Consider the following 19916-nt stretch of genomic DNA (forward strand, 5'->3'; position numbering starts at 1 on the left):
GCTCGCTCACTCGCCGGCCGCGACGCGACCCCCGTTCGCGACCGCGGCGTGCACGTCCAGCGCGAGCGCGCAGCTGTCGATGCCGCTGGCGTATTCGGCGCGAGCCGTGGGAGAAATCCAGCTTGGATCGACGCGCCGTCGCAGGCGCAGCAAGACCTTCCGCGTGCCGAGATCGACCAGCCCGACGCGCACGTCGTGGGGGCGTTCGCCGTCGAGCTCCGTGGGCCCCGGCTCGGTGTTGGGTTCGTCCACGACCACGAGCAGGAGCTTTGCCCTCGCCCCGGCCTTGGCGCGGGCGATGGGGGCGCGCTCGAAGTCCCGGCGCAGCCGCCCGAGCTCCTCGCGCGAGCGCGCGGCGCCGACCTTCTTGTCCCAATCCGGGCTCAAGAAGGGCAGACCGATCATCACGTCGTGCAGCCGCTCGACCCCCGCCGCCGGCAGCAGCGCCTCGGCTCGCCCGCTCATCGCAGCGCGCGCCTTCGCCTTCAACAAGGGTTCGGTGCGTGCGGTCGGAGGCGCGTGGAGGCACAACACGAACGCGTCCTTGAACGAGCTCGCCGCGCTCTCGTCGACCCGATCCGCGAAGCTCGAGAGCGGGCCTCGGAGGTAGAGCGTGGGCCGCCCGAGGACGGACGCGAACGCGCCCGAGGGGCGAAGCTCGTCGGCGACGAGATCCCCCGGGTAAGCGCCGGCGAAGAGCGGGAGCCACGGCAAGACCCGCGTCAGAGCGGCGTGCTCGTCGGGGCCGAGCTCGGCGGCCTCGGTGCGGACTCGCTCCGAGAGCTCCCCGCGCCGCGCCTCGAGGGCGCGGTGCGCGCGGTGCAGCGACAGCCCCAACCACACGCAGGTGACCACGATGAGCGCGGTGGCTCCGATTCGAAGGAGCGAGGTGGCGCGCGGCGCGAGCTTCGCGCCGGGCGGCGCGCGCCGACCGTCCACGGCGGCCTGAACTCGGGCCGCGAGCTCAGGCGACATCTTCTTGGTGACGAGCAGGCTCGGCATCGGGCTCAGCGGTGTTTCGCCTGGAACTGTTGCACGTTGCGCTCGATCAGCGACAAAAGCTGCTCACCGGTGACCCCGAGCCGCTCGGCGGCGTGGCCCGCTAGCGAGGTCGTCGCCACGCCGGGCACGAACTGGTAGGTGGCCCGGCGATCCGCGCCGAGCTCGACCTGCACGAAGCCGAGGTCCGGGATCTTCTTCTCCCGCTCCAGGCGCGCGGCGAACGTGAGGAAGTGCGTGGTGATGAACGCCTGAGGAGCGAGCTTGCTCAGCATCTCCACCACCAACTCGAAGATCTCCTCGCCCTCCGACGGGTTCGTCCCGGAGCACAGCTCGTCGAGCAGCACCATGGCGCCCGGCGGCAGGCGCTCGAAGAGGTCCCGAATACGCAAGAGCTCCATCCCCAGCCGACCCTCGGCCTGGTCGGCCTTCGTCTCTTGGATCAGCGACACGACCAGGGCGGGCGAGAGCGCGACGGCGCCGGAGCGCGCCGGGATGAACACCCCCGACTGGGCCAGGAGCTGCGTGAGCCCGACGGACTGCAGGAGCCGTGTCTTGCCGCCGGAGTTCGGCCCGGTCACCAGCATGGTGGTGGCGAGCCGGCTCGACACCAGATCGCACGGCACCGGCTGGATCCCGCTCATCAGCAGCAGCGGGTTGAAGAGGCCGCGGAGCTCCCGGGGAGACTCGGCCGAGACGAGCTCCGGCAGACACACCTCGAGCCCCGCCGCGCGCGCTTGATCGGCGAAGGCGAGCGCGCCCAAGTAGAACTCCAGGTCGCCGAGCAGCTGGACCAAGACCACGATGTCGTCTTCCAGCCCCATGAACACCGCGTCCACCAGTCGGGTCATCACCTCGCCGTCGCTGAAGCGGTAGCCACGGGCAAACAGCTCGAGCTTCGCCAACCAGCGGCGCCAGGGCGGATTGACGAACGGGTTCTCGGCGTCCTCCGCGACCGAGACCACCTCGAAGCCGCGGATGCGCCCGTCCGCGCCGACACCGACCTTCAGGCTCAGGGTGGCGAGTCGCTCGTCGTAGCGGAGGAGATCCGAGAGCGCACGATACGGCTCGCTCGTCAGGACGCGCGCGCCGAAGCTGCCGAGGACGCCGAGCCCCGAACGGCTGGCGCCGAACCCGCCTGCCATCAGCTCGAACAGCTCCTTCACGATCAGCAGGATGTCGAGCTGGCGCCGGCTGGGGTCCCAGTTGCGGATCCCGCTGGTGTTCTCCAGGAGCGCGCGCAGGCGCCGCAGCTGCCGGTACAGCTCCTCGAGCCGGGCGCGCAGCGCGCTCTCGGTGGAAAGCTCCGCCAGGATGGCCCGCCGGTGCTCCACGATGGCGCGCTCGCGGGGCGGGTGGGCGAGCAGCCTCACCAGATGGGTCGCCGCGAGCGGTCCCTCCTCGCGACCGGCGCGGATCTTGAAGCAGCCGGCGACGAAGCGGCGCAGGAACAGGTCGTTCTCGAACGCGGCGGGCTCCCAGGTGGAGGGCGCCAGCGTGGCCTGGTCCAGTGCCTCCTCGAACAAGCCGCCGGAGACCCCGCCCGCGAAGGCCAAGCTCAGCCCGAGCCGCGTCTTGTCGAGGTCGATCCTGAGCAGCGGCTGGGGGTGGAGCAGGTCCGGTATCGGCGGGGGCTCGGTCACGGCCATCTAGCCCGCGACACTACGGCCGGGAGAAAGTTCCCGCCACCTCGGAGACTCCTGGAGCTGAAGACGAGGTTCTCGCCATTCACGCTCACGCTCACGGGGAGCTCGGGGCTCGCCGGCGGCCCGCGACCAGGCCGGCGGCGACGAAGAGAGCGAGCGGCGCCAGACCCGAGCCGCTGCCGTGCCCGTCATGAGAGCACGCGCCCGCGGGCCGCAGCTCGCGGGGGTCGCCCGCTTCCAGGTCCGTCGCGGCGCCCGCCGAAGCGCCAAAGCCAGCCGCGCCCCCGATGCCCGCGTCGACCGACGCTTCGGCGGCCGACGCGTCGTTCTCTCCTGCTTCGTCCGTCGCGTCGATCGGCGGTGTGGACGCGTCGAAGTCGGCGATGCAAGGCCCCACCACGTCGACCAGCTCCGGGCTCGGCCAGGGTGGAGAAGAGCTGCCCGCATCCTGCGTGCAGTCGAAGTCGAAGGTCAGCTCGGCAGGTGCCGGGTCGATCGAAGCTCCGACGATGTGCGCCCGAACGCTGATCTGCTGCTTCCCCGTGGTTGGTGGCGGCCCCACCTCGGTACTGGAGCAACTGCTCCAGACCATGCCCACCGTTCGACTCTCCAGGTGTTCGTTGGCGACCGCCACCGTTGCTCCGACGCCGGACGTCGCCCAAGCGCCGCCGGACACCTCCGTGGTGAAGCGCGTCACCGGGAGGAAGGGGACCAGGTCGCAGGCGGGGCGCAGTCGCAGCTGGACCCATGGGCCCTGGTTCCCCCACGAGCACGAGCCGGAGGACCATGAGATGTACCCGAATCCTGACGCCGCGATCTCGAGCTTGCCGGTCTCGAGTGGGAGCTTGCGACTGTCGCCCGCGGTGAACGAGACGGGCGACGGCACGTTCCAAGTGCATGTCGAAGGGTTTTCGACCGCGTAGCTCGCCCCCGCTACGAGCGGCCCCGCCAGCAGGTACACGTTCGGTTCGGTCGCGCTCGGCGTCAGCGCGATCGGCGTGGATGGCGCTTGCGAAAGGGTGACCGTGCCGGCGGTGCAAGGCGTCCCGTAGCTCCAGCCCGGGAAGGCGTGGATGGCGGGGATGTTCCTCGGTACGACCGCGCCTTGCCGCGGAGCCACCGACGCACCCGTCGCTCCGCCCGGGCCGCACGCTCGCGCCGGTGTGGGCGTCGCGCAGAGCCCGCTAGCGAGCAGCAACACGATGGCGGCCCGTTGGAGCATGCCCTCTTCCGAATCGTACACGTCCCCGGAGACGAGACAACGGGACTCCCGACGCCGGCTACGTCGGGTTCCCCCGGCTACGTCGTGCTGGACGGCAAGAAGCTGATGGACGGGACCGCGCCCAGCACATTGGCTGGTCTGGCCCTGTGGTCGAAAGCCCACCGACGAGAACAACGGCTCCACCGGCTCCGCCGTCTTCGACTTCGACGGCGATGGCAAGGTCGAGGTCCTCTTAGGCCGTATCAGCAGAGCCGACGTCGCGGTCTTCCTGGTCGAGCACCGAAGCCAAAGGGCATCCAGGCCTGGCGCGCTCCTTGCTTTGCCGGGGGGTGACATGTCGCGCCGGCTCGTCGCGCTGACCCCCTTCCTGCTCGCGCTCGCCGGGTCCTGCGAACGAACACGCGGGGAAGCAATGGATCCGGCTGGTCAGGATGCCGGCGCCGACAGCCCCGCGGATGGCACAGACGGTGCCACGATTGACCTGGCAGGAAAGTCGTTCGACGTCCAGCTGATCGGGGAGTGTCTCGGTCCCTGCGGCCCCGTGACGTTGCACGTGGCCGGAGCGTCACCCACGACGCTGTCCATCGTCTGGTCTTCGTCGGGGCGTGCGGCGGTGGGCGAGCTGGCGCGGGAGGGCGCCAAGTGGAAGCTCACGTCCCCGATCCAGCTGGAAGCTCTGCCAAAAGGCTGGAACATGTGCCCGGGTCATCGGGATCTCGCGACCGCTACGCTCGAGCTCTCCGATCACGACACGGATGGCGTCGTCGAGCTCAGCGGCGTCGCAACGCTGTCCCGAACCGAGTGCAGCGACGACACGGGTGAAATCACGCTGACGGCGGATGTCGCGCTCGCAGGCGAGATCGACGACACCGCTCCGAGCGCCCAGGTGTCCAGCGCCGGCGGGCTGAACCCGCTCGGTGTCGTCGTCAGCGAAGCCCTACAGCCAACCGCGACCGCGACGCTGTCGGTTCCGGGGGCGCCCCACGCGCTCTCTCCGATCCTCGCCGCGGGCTACGTGGTGGGATTTCGCAGCGACCTCGTCCTGCCGCTCGGAGCCCAGCTTTCACTCCTCGTGAACGGCTCGGATCTGGCAGGCGTGGGCAAGCCTGCCCCGCTCGTCGTCACGACCCCGCCCGACTTCGGGGTGCTGACTCAAGACGGATTCGAGGGCGGCTCGTCACAAGGAATGCTCGGCGGTGCCCAGCTCGTGGACGGCTTCGCGGGCGAGCCGGCGATCACCGGCACGAAGATGCTCTACTTGGCCCCCGGAGCCTCCGCGCTCCTCAGGCTCCAGCGGGTGAGCAGCGAAGGGAACATCGCGATGGAGACTCGCATCGTGTCCGCTTGCTCCAACTTCGCGGGTTCGATCTACGTGGCCGCCGGCGTGATTGGCGGAGCTCAGCGACAGCAGGCCTCGTTCACGACGAGCGAGCTGTCGCCCCTGCCTGCAGACGCCGGCGCGATGCAGATTGGCAAGCAAGCCGGCGTGCTCGTCCCCATCCCGGAGGCAGGCAAGGACGTTCTGCTGCACGTCTCGGGCGACTACTACGAGGGATCCGGTTGCGCCAAGGTCGGCGTGTTGATCGACGACCTGCGGCTCGAGTGACGCGCCGGTCCCGTTGGCAACGCCGCGAGCGCATCACCCTCGAACTTCTGGGTGACGACGCGCGCCGGGTTAGGATGCGGGTCCATGCGCCTCGCCCATCACCCTGACCTTCCCCTGCCGCTGCGCGTGCCGACCGCGGCAGAGCCGCTGCGCGTCCTGGTCAGTGGCTGCCTGGCTGGCCTCCCGTGCGGCGTGAACGGCACCGACTACGGTTTGGGCGCGGTGCTCCGCGAGCTCCTGGCGCTCGACGTCGTGAAGGCCATTCCGTTCTGCCCGGAGGAGAGCGGGATGGGCACTCCGCGGACCATGCCCGACATCCACGGGGGTGACGGCTTCGACGTCGTCGACGGGCGGGCGCGGGTCTTGGACGAGCACGGCTCGGATCTCACCGAGCAGATGCGGCTCGGGGCGCGCAACATGCTGGAGCACGCCCAAGCGCACGCGGTGGAGCTGGCGATCGTCACGGACATGAGCGCGGCGTGCGGAAGTCAGGTCATCTCCAGGGGCTGCCGATTGGTGGAGCGTCGCGAGTTCGTGGCCGGGGTCGGCGTCGCCTCGGCGCTGCTCTTGCGCGCCGGGATCCCGATCGTCAGTCAGCGGGACCACCGCACCCTGGGTCGCATTCGGGCACATCTCGACCCGCGCTTCGTGCCGGATGCCTCCGCCATCGACCACCACGAAACGGATTGGTACCGCTCGTACTTCGAACGCTGACGAACGCCCGCGCCGTTCGCAAGCAACGGCTCGCACGGCCTGCGCCGCGGTCGCCGTCGCTGCCGGGCTGATGATCGCCTCGATCGTTCGTGGTTTCCGGCGCTTCGCGTGCCGCGAGCTATCGCTCGTCATCGGGGCGGAGTACCATCGCGGGCTTCGTGACCGGGGCTTCTTCGATTCCTCACTCGCACCGACACGCGAGCCGCCGACGGACTTTCACAGCAGCGCTGGCTCTCGCATTCCTGACATCGCCGGTCGGGGCACAGGAAGAGCCAAAGCCTGCGCCTGCCGACCCGCCGTCCGAGCCTCCCGCTCCGCCTCCTGACCCTCCCCCCGCGCCGCCCGCGCCGCCCGCGCCGCCCCCGCCGCCCCCGCCGCCCCCGCCGCCCCCGCCGCCCCCGCCGCCTGCTCCACCGGAAGAACCGCCGGCTCCACCGGAAGCGCCAGCTGCGCCGGAAGAGCCTCCGGAGCCGCCGCCCAAGCCGCCACCATCGGCCGAGACGCCTCCGAAGAAACCTCCGGTGGCGACCTTCCCCAAACATCCTTCGTCGGAGAAGCCGCGCACGCCCGCCAAGTCGCGCAGCGCCCCCGCCGAGCAACCGCGGACGTCACCTCAGCCGAAGCCGCGCACCACGCAGTGGTCGAACGCGCCGCCGACGGCACGCGGTGAGAGCGGGCAGCGTTCGCCGCCTGCATCGGACGACGAGGAGAAGCCCGAGGCCAAGGAAGAAGACGACTCCGCGGACGGCCTGTTCGGCCCGTTCCGGATCGGCGGCCTGGTCGGGGTCGGTTTGCCGAGCGTCTTGAGCTTCGGTGGTGCCATCAAGCTCACGCGCTACTTCGGGGCCGGAGTGAACGTCGGACTAATCCCGAAGATAAGGATCTCACTCTATGGCGAGGCCGAGCTTTCCTACCAAGAGTACGACGCCTACGGCCGGCTCTTCCCGTTCGGCGGCATGTTCTTCGTGGGGGCAGGAGTCGGATACGCGACCATCAAGGGCTCGTTCAAGAGCAGCTACGACGTTCGCCCCTACAAAGCCATCGCGCCCACTCTGCCGGACGCGCTCGTCGTCGAGAGCAGAGCGTCCGTCCGGACGCTGGTGCTGACTCCGCAGCTCGGCCTCCAACACACGTTCGGCTCGGGTTTCACTCTGGGCATCGACGTCGGCCTTCAGGTCCCCCTCGCGCCCAGTGAAGTCCACTTCGACACGCAGCTGCCCCCGGACGTGCCGGCCGAGGTCATCGACAAGTACGTCAAGCCGAACGATCAGAAGGTGCAAGACACGCTCGAGACCATCGGCCGCGCCACCGTTCCGACCCTCAACTTGCGCGCTGGATGGATGCTCTGACCGCGCGCATCCTTCGATGAATGCTCCGACCTGACGGGACCGCCCGTTCCGGCCGCCGTTGCTGCTGAGCGGCCACGAGCCCGCTTCGTGTTTCGGGTGCCGGACGAACCGTCAATCGAGCTTCGCGCCCAACAAGGCTCTGTTCAGCTTGCCACCCTCGAAGAGCAGCTCCTGGAGCGCCCGATCGACGTCGTCCATCGTCGCCTCCGCCGCGTCGGCGGATCGCTCGAACGCGTACTGAGCGGAGCGACGCATGAGCTCCTTGATGAAAGCGGCGCTGACGCCCTCCGTGCGCTGGACGATGTTCGCCACCAGATCCGCCGAAACGATGAGCTCGCGGCGGTAGAGGTCTACCAGCCGGCGCCGCCCCTCGTCGTCCGGCAGCGGGAACTCCAACGCTTGGTCGATGCGGCCGGGCCGACCTGCGAGTGCCTTTTCCAGGGACTCGGGGTGATTCGTAGTGAGGATGAAGAGCACCTCGGCGGTCTCGCGCAGGCCGTCCATCTCGTTGAGCAGGCGGTTCAGCAGGCTTTCCTGCGCCGGCGTCTGAAGGCTCTCGCGCTCGCGGGCGATCAGATCCACGTCTTCGATGACCACGATGGCGGGGCTCAGGAGCCGCGCGAGCGCCAAGTATTCCGCGACGATGCCACACTGCTCGGCCGTGACGAGCAGCGTGGTGTGTTCTTTCAACGCGCCGGCCAGGTAACGGATGGTGTGGGTCTTGCCGGTGCCCGGGGGACCGTAGAACAAGAGCCCCTTCTTGATGGGCATCCTCATTTCCAGCATGCGCCGCCGCTGTGCCAGGAAGTTGAAGACGTTGCGCTCCAGGAGCTCCAGCGTGCGCGTTGGAAGGATGATTTCTTCGCGGGCGACCGGCTCGAGGCGATGAACGACGATGTTCCCGGCAGCCATGCCCGAGAACTGGCGCTCGCTCTCGAGCGACAGCACCTTTCCTCTGTAGGACGCCGACGCCTGGATGGCTTCCTCCAGCTTGCGGAACGTGTCTCGCACGAACTTTTCGCCTGCCGGGCCGACTGGAACGGCGATCTCCACGTGCCAGCCGGTCGTCAGGCCGTGCTTTTGGGCGGGAACCGCGATGAGCGCGCACTTGAGCCCGCCGATCTCGGCGAGCCACAGGCCTTGGCGCACACAGCGCACGGGTTCGTGCTCCCCGATGTGCACGTCCTCGTACTGCAACGGAGCCACGAGAACTGGGTAGTGGTCTCGGTTCAGCAGGCTGGCGTAGTCGACTGTCTCGTGGCTGTACCGTGTTCGAAACCCGATGCACTCGACGCCGATCTCGCCGAAACGAGCATCCAGCGCCCGCTGAAGATCTGCGCGGAGGTACATCGGGAACTCGCGAACCGCGGAGACGACGTCCATCGCTTCAAGCCCGTCGAAGTGGCCGTCGAGCAACGCGGCGACCGTGCCCCCGTCGACGGTCGCGAAGTGCTTTTGTCGCCGGCTCGTCGTTTCCAGCATCTGCGTCAGCAGGTTGTAGCTCTCGTACAAGCAGGTCGTGCAGGCCGTGCCAAGCGCCGCGCGGTACAGCGTTGGCTGCGACGTCCGTTCGCCGCACACCGAGCACGACTCGTAGGCACGCGGTGCATCTTCACCGTCCCGGTGCGTCCGAGTGCTGGCTAGGGTCGCGCGTAACCCGTGCTCCACGCAGCCCCGGCAGATCGACCGCTTTCGCCCCCGGGTCAGATCGCCCGCTCGCGCCCCCTCGCCGCAAAGACCGCAGCTGCTCGTGCCCCCGGCGTCGCTCATCCGAGCCAACTTAGCGCACCGCAAAGGAGGGATCGAGACGATGCCCTTGGTAGTCTTTGTCAGCGGCAGCGCGGTGGGTCTCGAGCGAGATACCCGTGGCGCTGCCCTTCGCCGTTTCTCCTTCGGACCGTGCCAACGCCCGCGACCGCGCGTCCAGGATCTCCAAGAGCCTCGCCGCGCTCTCTCCATCGCGCCGCCGCCGGAGGCTCGCAGAGCCACGGCCGCCGCCCGAATAGCCCCCAAACATCCGGACCAGCTCCCGCCGCCGTCGAGCCGCTGCCGAAGCTGCGCCTTTCACAACCCCACTTCTGCGAGGCCGAGGCTGATCGAGAGTGCTTCGTTTCTCACCTTCCGCTCGGCCGCATACCGAGCAGCACGGCCTGGAGGTCGTCCTTATTCGACAGCTCTCGAGCTGGAGCGTGAGCCGCCTCTTCTTCAACCCTCCTCGTCCGCGAGCTCGTCGCTCTCGGGGATCTCGTCCACGCCCTTGCCCCCCCGGACTGGGATGGCCCGCGCGTGGGCGACCTTCTCCAGGGCCATGGACAGCCCCGCGCGGTCGCCGACCTCGGGGAGCAAGGCGTGGGTGCCGTCCCAGAGGTCGAGCACGATGCTGCGGGGCTGATCGAGGATGATGCGGTCGATCTGCGGCCAGCGGTAGCGGCGGATGCGCGGCCAGCCCAAGAGAACGTCGCGGTACTCGATGCCGTCGGGCCGGATGCGCACGCCGCGCATGCTGGCGCGCAACAGCACGGAGAGCGCGGAAGCGGCGATCAGCGTGGCGAAGGTCCGGGAGCCGATCACCCGGCGCGGGTCCTGCTCGACGATCCAGATGTGCAGGTTCGAGTTGGTGGGCCCCACGTGCGCCGCGATCACCACGCCGATCGCGACCAGCGCGAGCGACAAGTAGATGAACGACGGGACGAGCACGACGAACGGCGGAGCGAACGACGTCTCCGCCGGCCGGTACGTCATGTCGAACCCGGGAGGACGCGACGGCCGAGCCACTGAGGATGAAACGTAGCTCCCGACCGTTTCCTTGGAAAGGCGGTCGTCCCTTGCCGCCGCCCGGCGTTTTCGCTACGTGGGCTGCGAGGCCAACATGAAGTTCTTCATCGACACCGGGGACATCGGCGAAATCAAGGAAGCCTGGGCCATGGGCGCCATCGACGGCGTGACCACCAACCCCTCGCTGCTCGCCAAGGCGGGTTTGCCGATGCGGAAGGCCATCGAGCAGATCTGCGAGGTCGTGGACGGCCCGATTTCCGCGGAAGTGCTGGCTACGGACACCCAGGGCATCCTGAGCGAGGGCCGGGAGCTGGCGAAGATCCACAAGAACATCGTCGTGAAGGTGCCGCTCATCGTGGACGGCCTGAAGGCTGTGCGGGTGTTCAAGTCCGAAGGCGTGAAGACCAACGTGACCCTGTGTTTCTCGGCGACCCAGGCGCTTTTGGCGGCAAAAGCCGGCGCTTCGTACATCTCGCCCTTCGTCGGCCGCCTCGACGACCTGAGCGAGGACGGCATGGACCTGATCCAGCAGATCGTCACCATCTACGACAACTACGACTTCGATACCGAGGTGCTCGTGGCCAGCGTGCGGCACCCGATCCACGTGGTGCAGGCGGCGCTGATGGGCGCGCACGTGGCGACCATCCCGTTCAAGGTCATCACGCAGCTCGCCAAGCACCCGATGACCGACATGGGTCTCGCCAAGTTCCTCGAGGACGCGAAGAAGATCCCGCAGGGCTGAGCGCGTGCCCGCGCTGGTCCGAAGGAGCGCGCGACGCTCGCCGGCGCTCGGTGCGACCACGGTGCGCGTGATCGCGGAGCGCATGCTCGGCGCCCTGGGTCTCGCCGACGCCGAGCTCAGCGTGCTGCTCACCGACGACTCGACCATCCGCGAGCTGAACCGCGAGTGGCGCGACAAGGACAAGCCGACCGACGTGCTCGCCTTCCCCATCGACGAGCGCGCGGCGCGCGACGCTCACGAGCGCGCGAACGGCGGTCGCGATCTGGTGCTCGGTGACGTGGTGATCTCGCTCGACACGGCGCTCTGCCAGGCCCGCGCGCGCAAGCGCGTGCTGTACGAGGAGGTGCGCTTCCTGCTCGCGCACGGTCTCTTGCACTTGATCGGCTTCGACCACGCGACGCCGGAAGAGAAGCGCGAGATGGTCAGCCTGACGCGCCGCCTGGTACGCGCCGCGAGCGCACCGGCGAGCCCGAAGCGCGTCGCCAGAGGAGCGCGCCCAGCGGCGGGTCGAGGTCGAAAATCGCGCTCCGCCCGGGTGCGGTGACGCAAGCGACCCGCGCCCCGAGATCGTGTGTGCGGATGTGCTTTTTTCACCCAATTGCGTCCATTCGAGCCGCGAGCCCTGAAAAAAAGGCGTTTTTGTGCGTCTCGTGATCGAATTTCGCTTGAACGGCAGAAATTCCCTTGTTACCTGTCGCGTGCCTTGGACGGCTCTCGCGATGATCCTGGAAGGTTCACGGGGCGGCCTAGAGGGCGGGAGACGGCGACAAGCGTAGGTTTCCATTAGGAGGCGAAATATGGCTGGCAAGAGGCTGACGAAGGCTCAGGTGGTTGGTGAGGTCGCTGGCGCGACCGAGTTGGACAAGAAGAGCGTGAACCGCGTGTTCGAGGCGTTGCAGGAGCTCATCCGCAAGCAGCTGTCGAGCCGTGGTCCGGGCGAGTTCGTGGTGCCGGGGCTGGTGAAGCTCCGCGTGGTGAAGAAGCCCGCGACGAAAGAGCGTCAGGGCATCAACCCCTTCACCAAGGAGCCGATCACGATTCCGGCGAAGCCGGCGAGCAAGAAGGTCCGCGCGACCGCCCTCAAGGCGCTCAAGGATCTGGTTCAGTGATCGACTGCGCTCGGTGACTCGCGCAGGCGAGCCCGAGCACTGCCAACGTCCCCGGCTCTCGTCAGAGAGTCGGGGACTTGTCATTTGGGCTCACTTCACCACGAGCTTCTGCTCGCTCTCGGTCTTCTGCCCGTCGTGATCCACGACCACGCGCAGCGTGTAGTCCCCGGGCGAAAGCCGCACCGAGGTCGAGATGGTCGAGCTGCACATGCAGCGGCACGGCGTACCGAACAGGCTCTCGGTGATGGTGACGGTGTTGCCGCTGACGCTGGTCGCGACCTTCGAGTCCAGGCAGCAGGCGTGCGACACCGCGTGGGCCACGCGCACGCCGCCGGCCACCGGGGTCACCGTGAGCTCGGGCTTCGTCTCCATGGCCCGCGCCCGGGGCGCCTGTTCGGTCCGGCCCGGGCTGGCCAGGCAGCCCGCCACGCTGCTCGTCGAGGCGTTCAGCTCCGCGGGCAGCTCCCCGCTCGGGAGAGCCTCTCCCGCGGGCGCCTCGGCCGACGCGACGGGCGCCTCCCCGGCGGTGGCGGGCGGCGCTGGAGAGGAGCCGTCGGCCGGGGAGGGGCCGGCGCCCTTGGTGCAGGCGGCGGTCAGGAGCGCGAGCGCGAGGGCGAAGCGAGTCATGCGGGAACCCTTACCACGGGGGCCCGGCGGCGGTCCTTCGGCGCTCACGCTCCGAGATGATTGGCAACGTGCATGGCGTGGAGCCGTTCGTACTCCGCTTTGGTGCAGGGGCCGTAGGCCAGATGCTCCTTGGGCTCGGCGGCGAGAGCCTCGAAGCGCCCCATGGCGGTGAGCAAGCGCTCGCGCGCAGCCTCGAGGGGCAGCGCCGGATCGAGCGCGGGGGCACCTGGGATCGCGGCCGCGAGATCGTGGCTCATGTGCCCTTGCTTCAGGAACTTCCGCTTGGCAATCCGGCCGATGGTGGCGCGAAACAGCCCGGAGCGGAGCTTCGGGTAGCCCTGCATCGAGCACTCGATGCTCTGCGCGCAGTGCTGGAGCACCTCGGAGTAGCTCCACGGCCCAGCGAGCGCCGGGGCGTCCCCGAGCCCCTCGAGCAGCGCCCGGACCTCACGAAACGACGTCGCCCTCACGCCGGCACTATAGCTAAGATCGAAGGCGCATGGCCGGCCGAACCTTCGCCATCGGCGACATCCACGGAGAGCTCGGGCACCTGCGCAAGCTGATGGCCAAGCTACCGCGCCTCGACACCCAGGACACGCTGGTCTTTCTCGGCGACTACATCGACCGCGGCCCGCACTCCAAGCAGGTGGTCGAATACGTGCGCTACCTGCCCAAGATGATCCAGGCCAAGGTGGTCGCGTTGCGCGGCAACCACGAGGACGCCTGGCTGCGCGTTCGCAGGCACCGCTGGCCGGAGTTCGTGCGTCCGCCCCACCACGGCTGCCTGCCGGCGTACCGTTCTTTCATCAACGCACCGGTCGCCGTCACGGGTCAGGAGCCCATCGCCGAGGAGCGCGAGGCTTTCGAGAGCGGGCGCTTCTTCCCGCGGCGCATCGTCGAGTGGCTGGAGAAGCTGCCGTACTGGTACGAGGACGCGCACGCCATTTACGTCCACGCCGGGCTGCCGCCGGGTCCGAACGGCGACTTCCTGCACCCGAGCCAGCTGCCCCACCCGCCGGTGCAGCTCCTGTGGCTGCGGGACGAGCACTTCTTCCGCAACTACCGCGGCAAGCGCGTGGTGTTCGGCCACACCTGCACCGACCTGCTCCCGCCGGAGCTGTCGCAGCACACGCCGGACGACCCGAAGGACCTGTGGGCGGGTGAGAACGTGATCGGCATCGACACCGGCTGTGGAAGAGACGGCTTTCTCACCTGCGTGGAGCTGCCGTCGCTCACGGTGTACGAGTCGCGCTGACGCGGCGCCGGCGGTACGCCTCGGCCATGGCCAGCCCGAGCGCGATCCAGAGCGGCGTGTCGCCGAAGCGCACGTACACGGTCGGACCGGCCTCGCTCAGCGCGGGGGTGACGTGCATCACGCTCTCGGCCTCGGCGGAGCCGCGCACCCGCACGGCGCCGCTCGCGTCGATCCAGGCCGGCACGCCCAGGTTCACCGCGCGCACCAGGTCGAGGCGCGTCTCGACGGCCCGCAGCGCGGACAGGCGCAGGTGCAGCTCCGGCTCCGCCGTCGGACCGAACCAGGCGTCGTTGGTGACGTTCACCAGGAGGTTGGGGCCGACCTTGGCGATCTTCCGGCTCACCGCCGGCAGCGTGTCCTCGTAGCAGTTCAGGACGCCGATGCGCGCCGGGCCGCTCGACAGCAGCGACACGTCCTTGCCCGGGATGAGCCCGCCGGCCCGCGAGAACAGCTTGCGCAAGAACGGCAGGTGCTCGCCGAAGGGCACCGTCTCGCCGAACCACAGGAGCTCCATCTTCGCCTGCGGGACCTGGACCAGACCCTCGGGGCTGACCACGGTCGTGGCATTGTGTCCGGCATCGCCCCCCGGTGCGGTGGTGATCAGCCCGAACAACACCGGGCCGCGCACGCCGCCGCCGACGATGGCGCGACGCCCGCGCTGCATGCGTCCTGCGGCGTGATCGAGCACGAAGGGGTACGCCGCCTCCGGCCAGATCGTGAGCTCGGCCCCGCCGCGCTCGGAGTCCACGCTGAGCCGGCGCAGGCGCGCCAAGATCTGCTCCCGCGCCCCGGGCTGCCAGCGCAGCCGCGCCTCGACGGCGGCCTGGACGACTCCGAGCTTCATCGTGGGGAGCGCCGCGTGAGCGGCCCGCACCTGGCGCATGCGCAGCGCGCCGTGCCCCGCCATCAGCGCGAGCAAGAGCGCGCCGAGCGCCGGACCGAGCCAGGGCCGGCGGTCCTCCGGCGCGGCGCGGGCCACGTACGGCACGAGGGGCGAGGCGAAGAGCGCGGCCGAGACCGCGATCAGGAAAGACACACCCTTCTCACCGATCAGCTCGGCGAGCTGCACGAACACGGGCCAGGGCGAGACCAGCCCCGCCGGGGTCCAGGCGATCACGAACACCATGCTGAGCGCGATCAGCGTGCCGAGCCCGAAGCCCGCCCGCGAGTCGAGGCCCGTGCGGCGCTCGACCACTCGCGCGATGGCGAGGCCGATGGCCCAGGTGCCCGACTGGATGACCGAGAGCAGGAACAGCGCGAGCAGGCCCAGCGCGAAGCCGAGATCCGTGAAGCGCACGATGACGCTGGGAACGAAGCGCATGCCCACGAGCCCGGCGCTGGTGGCCCAGATCATCGCCATCAGCACCACCGCCCGCACCCGCACCACGGCCTGGGTCGAGACGAACAGCAAGCCGAGCCCGATCGACACCGCCGGGTAGAAGTCCGTCGGCGGCGCCGAGAGCGCGAAGACCACGCCGCCGAGCGCTGCCGCGGCCGGCGCACGCCAGTTCCGCGCGGGCTTGTCGGGGCTCATCGGCACCGAAAGCTAACACGCAAGGTCAGCCTCGACTTTCGCCGTCTTGGCGCAACAGAACTCGGCCTGCCACTGAGGCCGAGCCCCACGAGAGCTGCGGCGAGGCCGGCGCGCCCCCGCTGTGGGGTGGGAGTAGTCGCCTGGCGGCCCGGATCGGGTCTCGACGAGAACCTCGAGCAGGGGCGTCGCAGAGCAGCGCTCGCGGAGCAGGAAAGCGCGAAACCCGAGTCAGAAGTGATTCGCCTTGATGAACTTGCTCGGCGCGATGTACCCGTTCGCGTGCTTGTGGGAGCCGCAGGCGTCGCCGGCGGACGTGTAGGTCGCCGGTTCGTTGGTCAGGTCCGAGATGCCGTTCGGCCCGCTGGTCTGGTCGTAGCCGCAGAGCGCGCCACTGCCCCCGAGCGCCTGGTTGCAGACCGCCTCGGTCACCAGCGCGTAGTGCAGGTGCGAGTTCTCGTTGCCGTAGAAGTAGGCCCAGTCCATCACCTCGGCGATCTTCTGCCCGCGCTTGACGCTCTGCCCCGTGCTCACGACGGGTGGCCACAGGTGACCGTAGAAGGAGCAGATCTTCGTGCCGTTGCCCAGGTCGTGCTTGATCATCACGACGTTCTTGTAGGAGCTCGAGTTCGTGCCGGCGAAGGCCACCGTCCCGTCCGCGACCGAGTAGACCGGCTGGTTCGCCGACGGGCCGTTCGGATTGAAGACGTCCTCCGCCAGATGCCCGCCGACGAAGGGCGGCGAGTACAGGTAGTTGCCGAGCACCTGCGACACCATCCAGCCGCCCGCCGGGTAGGTGGTCTTGTCGCCGACCGGGTAGCCGAAGCCCAAGCTCCCCGGCGGCGGCGCCGGCTTCAGGCAGTTGTAACCGACGTTCGCGTCTTGCCAGCCGCACTTCCGCCCGTCCGCGGCGCAGTCGACCTTCTTCAGCGCGCCCTCCTCGCACCACACCAGCACGCTGCCCTCGCACTTGCCGGTGTAGTCGAGGCCCGCGCAGGGATCGCTCGGCTCGCTGCCGCCGGCGCCCGCAGCGCCGCTCTCTCCCGCAGCGCCGCTCTGGCCCGCGGCGCCGGCCTCGCCCGCAGTGCCGCTCTCACCCGCCTGCCCCGCGGCACCACCGCCGCTCGGGCTCGAGGGGTTCTTGCCCTTGCCGCCGCCGGTGGCCCAAGCGCCGCCTGAGCTGACGCTCTGGGCGCCGCCGGAGTTGCCCGGCTCGTTCGACGTCGAGCCGCCCGCCGCGTCCGCACCGCAGGCGGTGCACGCCAAGACCAGAGCCACGACCCCACGCATGGCTCCATCCAGACGCACGCCACGTGCCATGTGCGTCGCGCTGGGAAATGCCCGGAGACTCGGGGGGCGACCCCTGAGGGCCCTCGACGATCGCAACTCCCGGGTGCCAACCCTCGGTTTGCGCTGGCTCCGCAGAGGGACTTGCGAACCAGCGACCGCTCTGCTGATGCTGGCGCCATGTCCCGCGCAATCCTTCTGCTTTCCCTACTCCTCGTGACCTCCTGCTCGAGCGACGACTCCGCCGGAGGCGGCGACGAGACCCAGTGCAAGGCGCTGACCAACCTTTGCGAGCGCTTGCCGGTGGCCGAGGTCGAGAGCGCCTGCGGAAGCGGCTACGACGTGCTGAGCCCCATCGACACCAGCGGTGGAGGCCCGGTCAACACCTGCGGCTACCAGAAGAACGTCAGCAGCGCGACCGAGTACAACATCGTGGTGGTCTATCGCTGCCTGGAGAGCTACGACGCGCACCAGTACTTTCTGGACCTGCAACAACCCAACGCGAGCGAGTACGAAGCCGTGACGGGCGTGGGCGACGAGGCCGCGTTTCACTCGCAGGGCGCCAATGGTGCCACGCTCGACGCGCGCAAGGGTCAGAAGGTCGTCTCGATCGGCCTCAGCTACCCCGCCCCCGCCCCCTGCACCAACGAGCAAGCGAAGACCGCCATGGCCGCCATCGCACAGAAGACCCTGGCGCTGGCCGAGTGAGCCGCTGACGACATGCTGCAAGTCGAGCGCTGCCGAAGCTGTGGCGGAGAGATCCGGGTCGACGGCGGTGACGTGGTGGTGCTCTGTCCGTTTTGCGGGCACCGCCGCTACGTGGAAGAGAAGGACCGCGCGGCCCGCGCCGGCGCCGCCAACGCAGCGGAGCTCGAGCGCGAAGCGACGCTGGCGCTCGGGGCGGCGATCCAGCTCGAAGCCCGCGCCCGCGCTCGCACCGGTGCGCTGATCGCCGGGGCGATCGTCGCGACTCCCGCGTTCCTCGGGGCAATCGTCGTGACCTACGCCGCGAGCGCTCTCGAGCCGCTCTGGGTCGGCGTCGCCCACGCGGTGGTCGTGCTCTTCGGCGCCCTCGGCCTGGCAGCTGGCGGGGTGGCGGCGCTGGTGCTCTTCCTACCCAGTCGGATCGAGGCGCGGATCCGCCGCCGGCTCGCGGAAGTGGAGGCGGAGGTGGCGCGGCGTCCCCGCGGCGGGCGCTGTCCCAGCTGCGGGGGCAGCGTGCCGCCGGGCGCGACCGCGGCGATCTTCGACTGCCCCTTCTGCCGGGCGCCGCTCTGCTTCGCGCACGGCGCGCTGATCGCCTGGAGCGCGGACGCTCGAGCCCGCGCCGAGCGCTGGAAGCGGCGCGCCCTCGACGAAGACCTCGCCGCCTCACTGTGGCCCTGGACCACATGGGTGGCGTTCACCGTGCTGCTGGTCGCGGGTGCCTCCGCGTTCCACTCCCTCGGCGAGCTGGCCTCGCAGCTCTGATCAGCGCCTGCTCACCGCCTCGAACGTGCCCACGTGCTCGAAGCTGCCGTGCTCCTCCGGCCCGGCGAACAGCAGCACGCGGTACACGCCGTCCCGAGGGAAGCGGCAGCTCACACCGATACGCGGCCCTGGGCGGACCTCGCAGTGCTCGCCGAGCTCGTCGTCGCGCGCGCCCTTCGCGGTCATGCTCGCCAGCATGAAGGCGCCGCCTGGGTTTCGGAGCTCGATCCCGAGCTCGGCGCCGACCGTGACCTGGGAGCGGTCCGGCCTCTCGAGCGCGAGGCCGTAGGCGTGGAAGCGCGCACGCAACATCGGTTGGCGCATGAACTCGCCGCGGCTGATGGGGCGGTGCCGGAGCTGCCAGCGCTCTTCCTCGGGGAGGTGGTCCACGCCGAAGATCTCCGGCGGCGTCATGAAGTAGTTGGTCGTGTACCCCTTGGTGAACGTTCGCCCCTTCACGTGACCGGAGTCCCAGGTCGGGTCGAGCAGGTACCATGTGCCGTCGATCTTCGCGGCGTTCCAGGCGTGACCGCCGCCGCCGATCTCGTCCACGTCCGTGCGTGCGTCGCCGACCACGACCACCACCTCGTCTCCGGTGACCTTGGCCATGGCCTTGAGCAGGTTGGCGTACCCGGCGCATACGCCCTTCTTGGCGTCGAACACGGACTTGGCGTCCTGAGCGGGAATGGCGTCGTCGGCCAGCGCGACGGCGTCGTACGCGATGCGGTCGGCGACGTAGTCGTGCAACGCCTTGAGGCGCGCGCGCGGCTCGGGCTCCCGCGCCTTGATGAAGCGCGCCACCGACTCGAAGCTGCCCTCCTCCGCCGCGGGGAAATCGCGGACCAGCGGGTGCAGCTCCGCCGGCAGCGGCCAGCTCGCGGGCTTCGACGCGGGCCTCTCCGCCGGCGCGGGCGAGCCGCTGGGCGCCGGCGCCGGGCTGGGGCTCGGCGTGGGCGCCGGTGCGGGTGGCGGCTCCGGCTTCGCGTCGGAGTCGTCCTCCGCCAGCTTCTCGAACGGGTTCTCGTGCGACAGCTCGTACAACCACTCGAGCCTCGCGGCCACGCCGAAGAGCAGCTTGCGCGTCTGGTCCGCGAGCGCGCCCTGCTGGCCGTCGAGCATCCAATCGCCGCGGGTCGAGAGCGCAGTGAACGCGACGCTGGGCCGAGTCGCCAGGAGCAACCCGAGCAGCACGAAATTGATGGCGAACGTGCGCAGGAGCAGCCGGTCACCGAAGGTGAGGATGCGCTCGCGCGCGTCCTTCCTCCGCTTGCGCCGGTACTCGCTCCACGCATCCCAGCCGAGGGGCGCGAGGGGGAACGCCAGGAGCCCGGCCAGGATGGGGAGCCAGGTGGCCTTGCCACCGTAGGCAGCCAAGGACGACGCGGCCCACACGCCGAGGAGCGGCGTCGCGAGCACGGCGAGCGAGACTACGAGCTTGAGCGCGACGCCCAGCGCCGACAGGACGAGCGACCAACGCGAGCGGCTCGGGCGGCGCACCACGCGCCAAGCTAGGGTGCGCCCCCGCGCTCCGCAAGGCAGGTGAGGCCCTCTCTCGAAGCTCGAGCGAGGCTTCCCGCCGAAACG

General features: G+C 69.7%; 19 protein-coding genes. 9 read left to right on the forward strand and 10 right to left on the reverse strand.

Annotated features, from left to right (window positions below; translation table 11 throughout):
• Positions 1-6 precede the first annotated feature (6 nt).
• The 3 genes from HS104_29510 to HS104_29520 form a co-directional block, all read right to left on the reverse strand.
• On the reverse strand, positions 7-1002 hold the full coding sequence (locus tag HS104_29510; protein MBE7484093.1) for a hypothetical protein: 996 nt from the start codon (positions 1000-1002) through the stop codon (positions 7-9).
• A 5-nt stretch (positions 1003-1007) separates the two neighbouring features.
• Positions 1008-2648, reverse strand: coding sequence for a DNA mismatch repair protein (locus tag HS104_29515; GenBank protein MBE7484094.1), 1641 nt, complete (start codon positions 2646-2648; stop codon positions 1008-1010).
• Positions 2649-2739: 91 nt separating this feature from the next.
• Positions 2740-3867 (reverse strand): hypothetical protein, encoded by a 1128-nt coding sequence (locus HS104_29520; GenBank protein MBE7484095.1) that lies wholly within the window; start codon positions 3865-3867, stop codon positions 2740-2742.
• A 334-nt stretch (positions 3868-4201) separates the two neighbouring features.
• Between HS104_29520 and HS104_29525 the strand changes: the two genes are divergently transcribed.
• The 3 genes from HS104_29525 (at position 4202) to HS104_29535 (ending at position 7536) form a co-directional block, all read left to right on the forward strand.
• Positions 4202-5473: a hypothetical protein gene (locus HS104_29525; GenBank protein MBE7484096.1), complete on the forward strand. Its 1272-nt coding sequence runs from the start codon at positions 4202-4204 to the stop codon at positions 5471-5473.
• 84 nt (positions 5474-5557) lie between these two features.
• Positions 5558-6187 carry a DUF523 domain-containing protein gene (locus HS104_29530; protein ID MBE7484097.1) on the forward strand — a complete coding sequence of 210 codons (630 nt, stop codon included), beginning with the start codon at positions 5558-5560 and terminating at the stop codon, positions 6185-6187.
• Between the two features lie 521 nt (positions 6188-6708).
• Entirely contained in the window at positions 6709-7536 is an 828-nt protein-coding gene (locus HS104_29535; GenBank protein ID MBE7484098.1) for a hypothetical protein, read from the forward strand.
• Positions 7537-7647: 111 nt separating this feature from the next.
• Here the strand turns inward: HS104_29535 and HS104_29540 are convergent, their stop codons facing one another.
• Together HS104_29540 and HS104_29545 are read right to left on the reverse strand one after the other, a co-directional pair.
• On the reverse strand, positions 7648-9117 hold the full coding sequence (locus HS104_29540; GenBank protein MBE7484099.1) for an ATP-binding protein: 1470 nt from the start codon (positions 9115-9117) through the stop codon (positions 7648-7650).
• 624 nt (positions 9118-9741) lie between these two features.
• Positions 9742-10278 carry a hypothetical protein gene (locus HS104_29545; GenBank protein ID MBE7484100.1) on the reverse strand — a complete coding sequence of 179 codons (537 nt, stop codon included), beginning with the start codon at positions 10276-10278 and terminating at the stop codon, positions 9742-9744.
• A gap of 127 nt (positions 10279-10405) precedes the next feature.
• Here HS104_29545 and fsa point away from each other — a divergent pair, with 127 nt between their 5' ends.
• The 3 genes from fsa to HS104_29560 all read left to right on the forward strand — a co-directional run bounded on the left by fsa (position 10406) and on the right by HS104_29560 (position 12162).
• Positions 10406-11053 carry a fructose-6-phosphate aldolase gene (gene fsa, locus HS104_29550; protein ID MBE7484101.1) on the forward strand — a complete coding sequence of 216 codons (648 nt, stop codon included), beginning with the start codon at positions 10406-10408 and terminating at the stop codon, positions 11051-11053.
• Positions 11054-11135: 82 nt separating this feature from the next.
• Positions 11136-11597, forward strand: a complete 462-nt coding sequence (gene ybeY / locus HS104_29555; GenBank protein MBE7484102.1) for an rRNA maturation RNase YbeY — start codon at positions 11136-11138, stop codon at positions 11595-11597.
• A gap of 253 nt (positions 11598-11850) precedes the next feature.
• On the forward strand, positions 11851-12162 hold the full coding sequence (locus HS104_29560) for an HU family DNA-binding protein (protein ID MBE7484103.1): 312 nt from the start codon (positions 11851-11853) through the stop codon (positions 12160-12162).
• 90 nt (positions 12163-12252) lie between these two features.
• Here the strand turns inward: HS104_29560 and HS104_29565 are convergent, their stop codons facing one another.
• Both HS104_29565 and HS104_29570 read right to left on the reverse strand, forming a co-directional pair.
• Entirely contained in the window at positions 12253-12789 is a 537-nt protein-coding gene (locus tag HS104_29565) for a hypothetical protein (protein ID MBE7484104.1), read from the reverse strand.
• A gap of 44 nt (positions 12790-12833) precedes the next feature.
• A complete protein-coding gene (locus tag HS104_29570; protein MBE7484105.1) occupies positions 12834-13259 on the reverse strand; it encodes a DUF1569 domain-containing protein in 426 nt (141 codons plus the stop codon).
• Positions 13260-13288: 29 nt separating this feature from the next.
• On the opposite strand from HS104_29570, the gene HS104_29575 reads away from it, so the two are divergent.
• A complete protein-coding gene (locus HS104_29575; protein MBE7484106.1) occupies positions 13289-14044 on the forward strand; it encodes a serine/threonine protein phosphatase in 756 nt (251 codons plus the stop codon).
• Here the strand turns inward: HS104_29575 and lnt are convergent.
• Positions 14022-15578, reverse strand: coding sequence for an apolipoprotein N-acyltransferase (lnt, locus tag HS104_29580; GenBank protein ID MBE7484107.1), 1557 nt, complete (start codon positions 15576-15578; stop codon positions 14022-14024). The two genes, HS104_29575 and lnt, sit on opposite strands and share 23 nt — an antisense overlap.
• A 228-nt stretch (positions 15579-15806) precedes the next feature.
• Positions 15807-16865, reverse strand: coding sequence for a M23 family metallopeptidase (locus tag HS104_29585; GenBank protein MBE7484108.1), 1059 nt, complete (start codon positions 16863-16865; stop codon positions 15807-15809).
• Between the two features lie 177 nt (positions 16866-17042).
• Between HS104_29585 and HS104_29590 the strand changes: the two genes are divergently transcribed.
• Together HS104_29590 and HS104_29595 are read left to right on the forward strand one after the other, a co-directional pair.
• Positions 17043-17570, forward strand: coding sequence for a hypothetical protein (locus HS104_29590; GenBank protein MBE7484109.1), 528 nt, complete (start codon positions 17043-17045; stop codon positions 17568-17570).
• A 12-nt stretch (positions 17571-17582) separates the two neighbouring features.
• Complete coding sequence (locus HS104_29595; GenBank protein ID MBE7484110.1) at positions 17583-18332, forward strand: hypothetical protein; 750 nt, start codon at positions 17583-17585, stop codon at positions 18330-18332.
• Here the strand turns inward: HS104_29595 and HS104_29600 are convergent, their stop codons facing one another.
• A complete protein-coding gene (locus tag HS104_29600; protein MBE7484111.1) occupies positions 18333-19829 on the reverse strand; it encodes a transglutaminase in 1497 nt (498 codons plus the stop codon).
• Between the last annotated feature and the right edge of the window lie 87 nt (positions 19830-19916).

This window comes from Polyangiaceae bacterium (genome assembly GCA_015075635.1).
In the GTDB taxonomy this organism is placed as follows: domain Bacteria; phylum Myxococcota_A; class Polyangia; order Polyangiales; family Polyangiaceae; genus JADJKB01.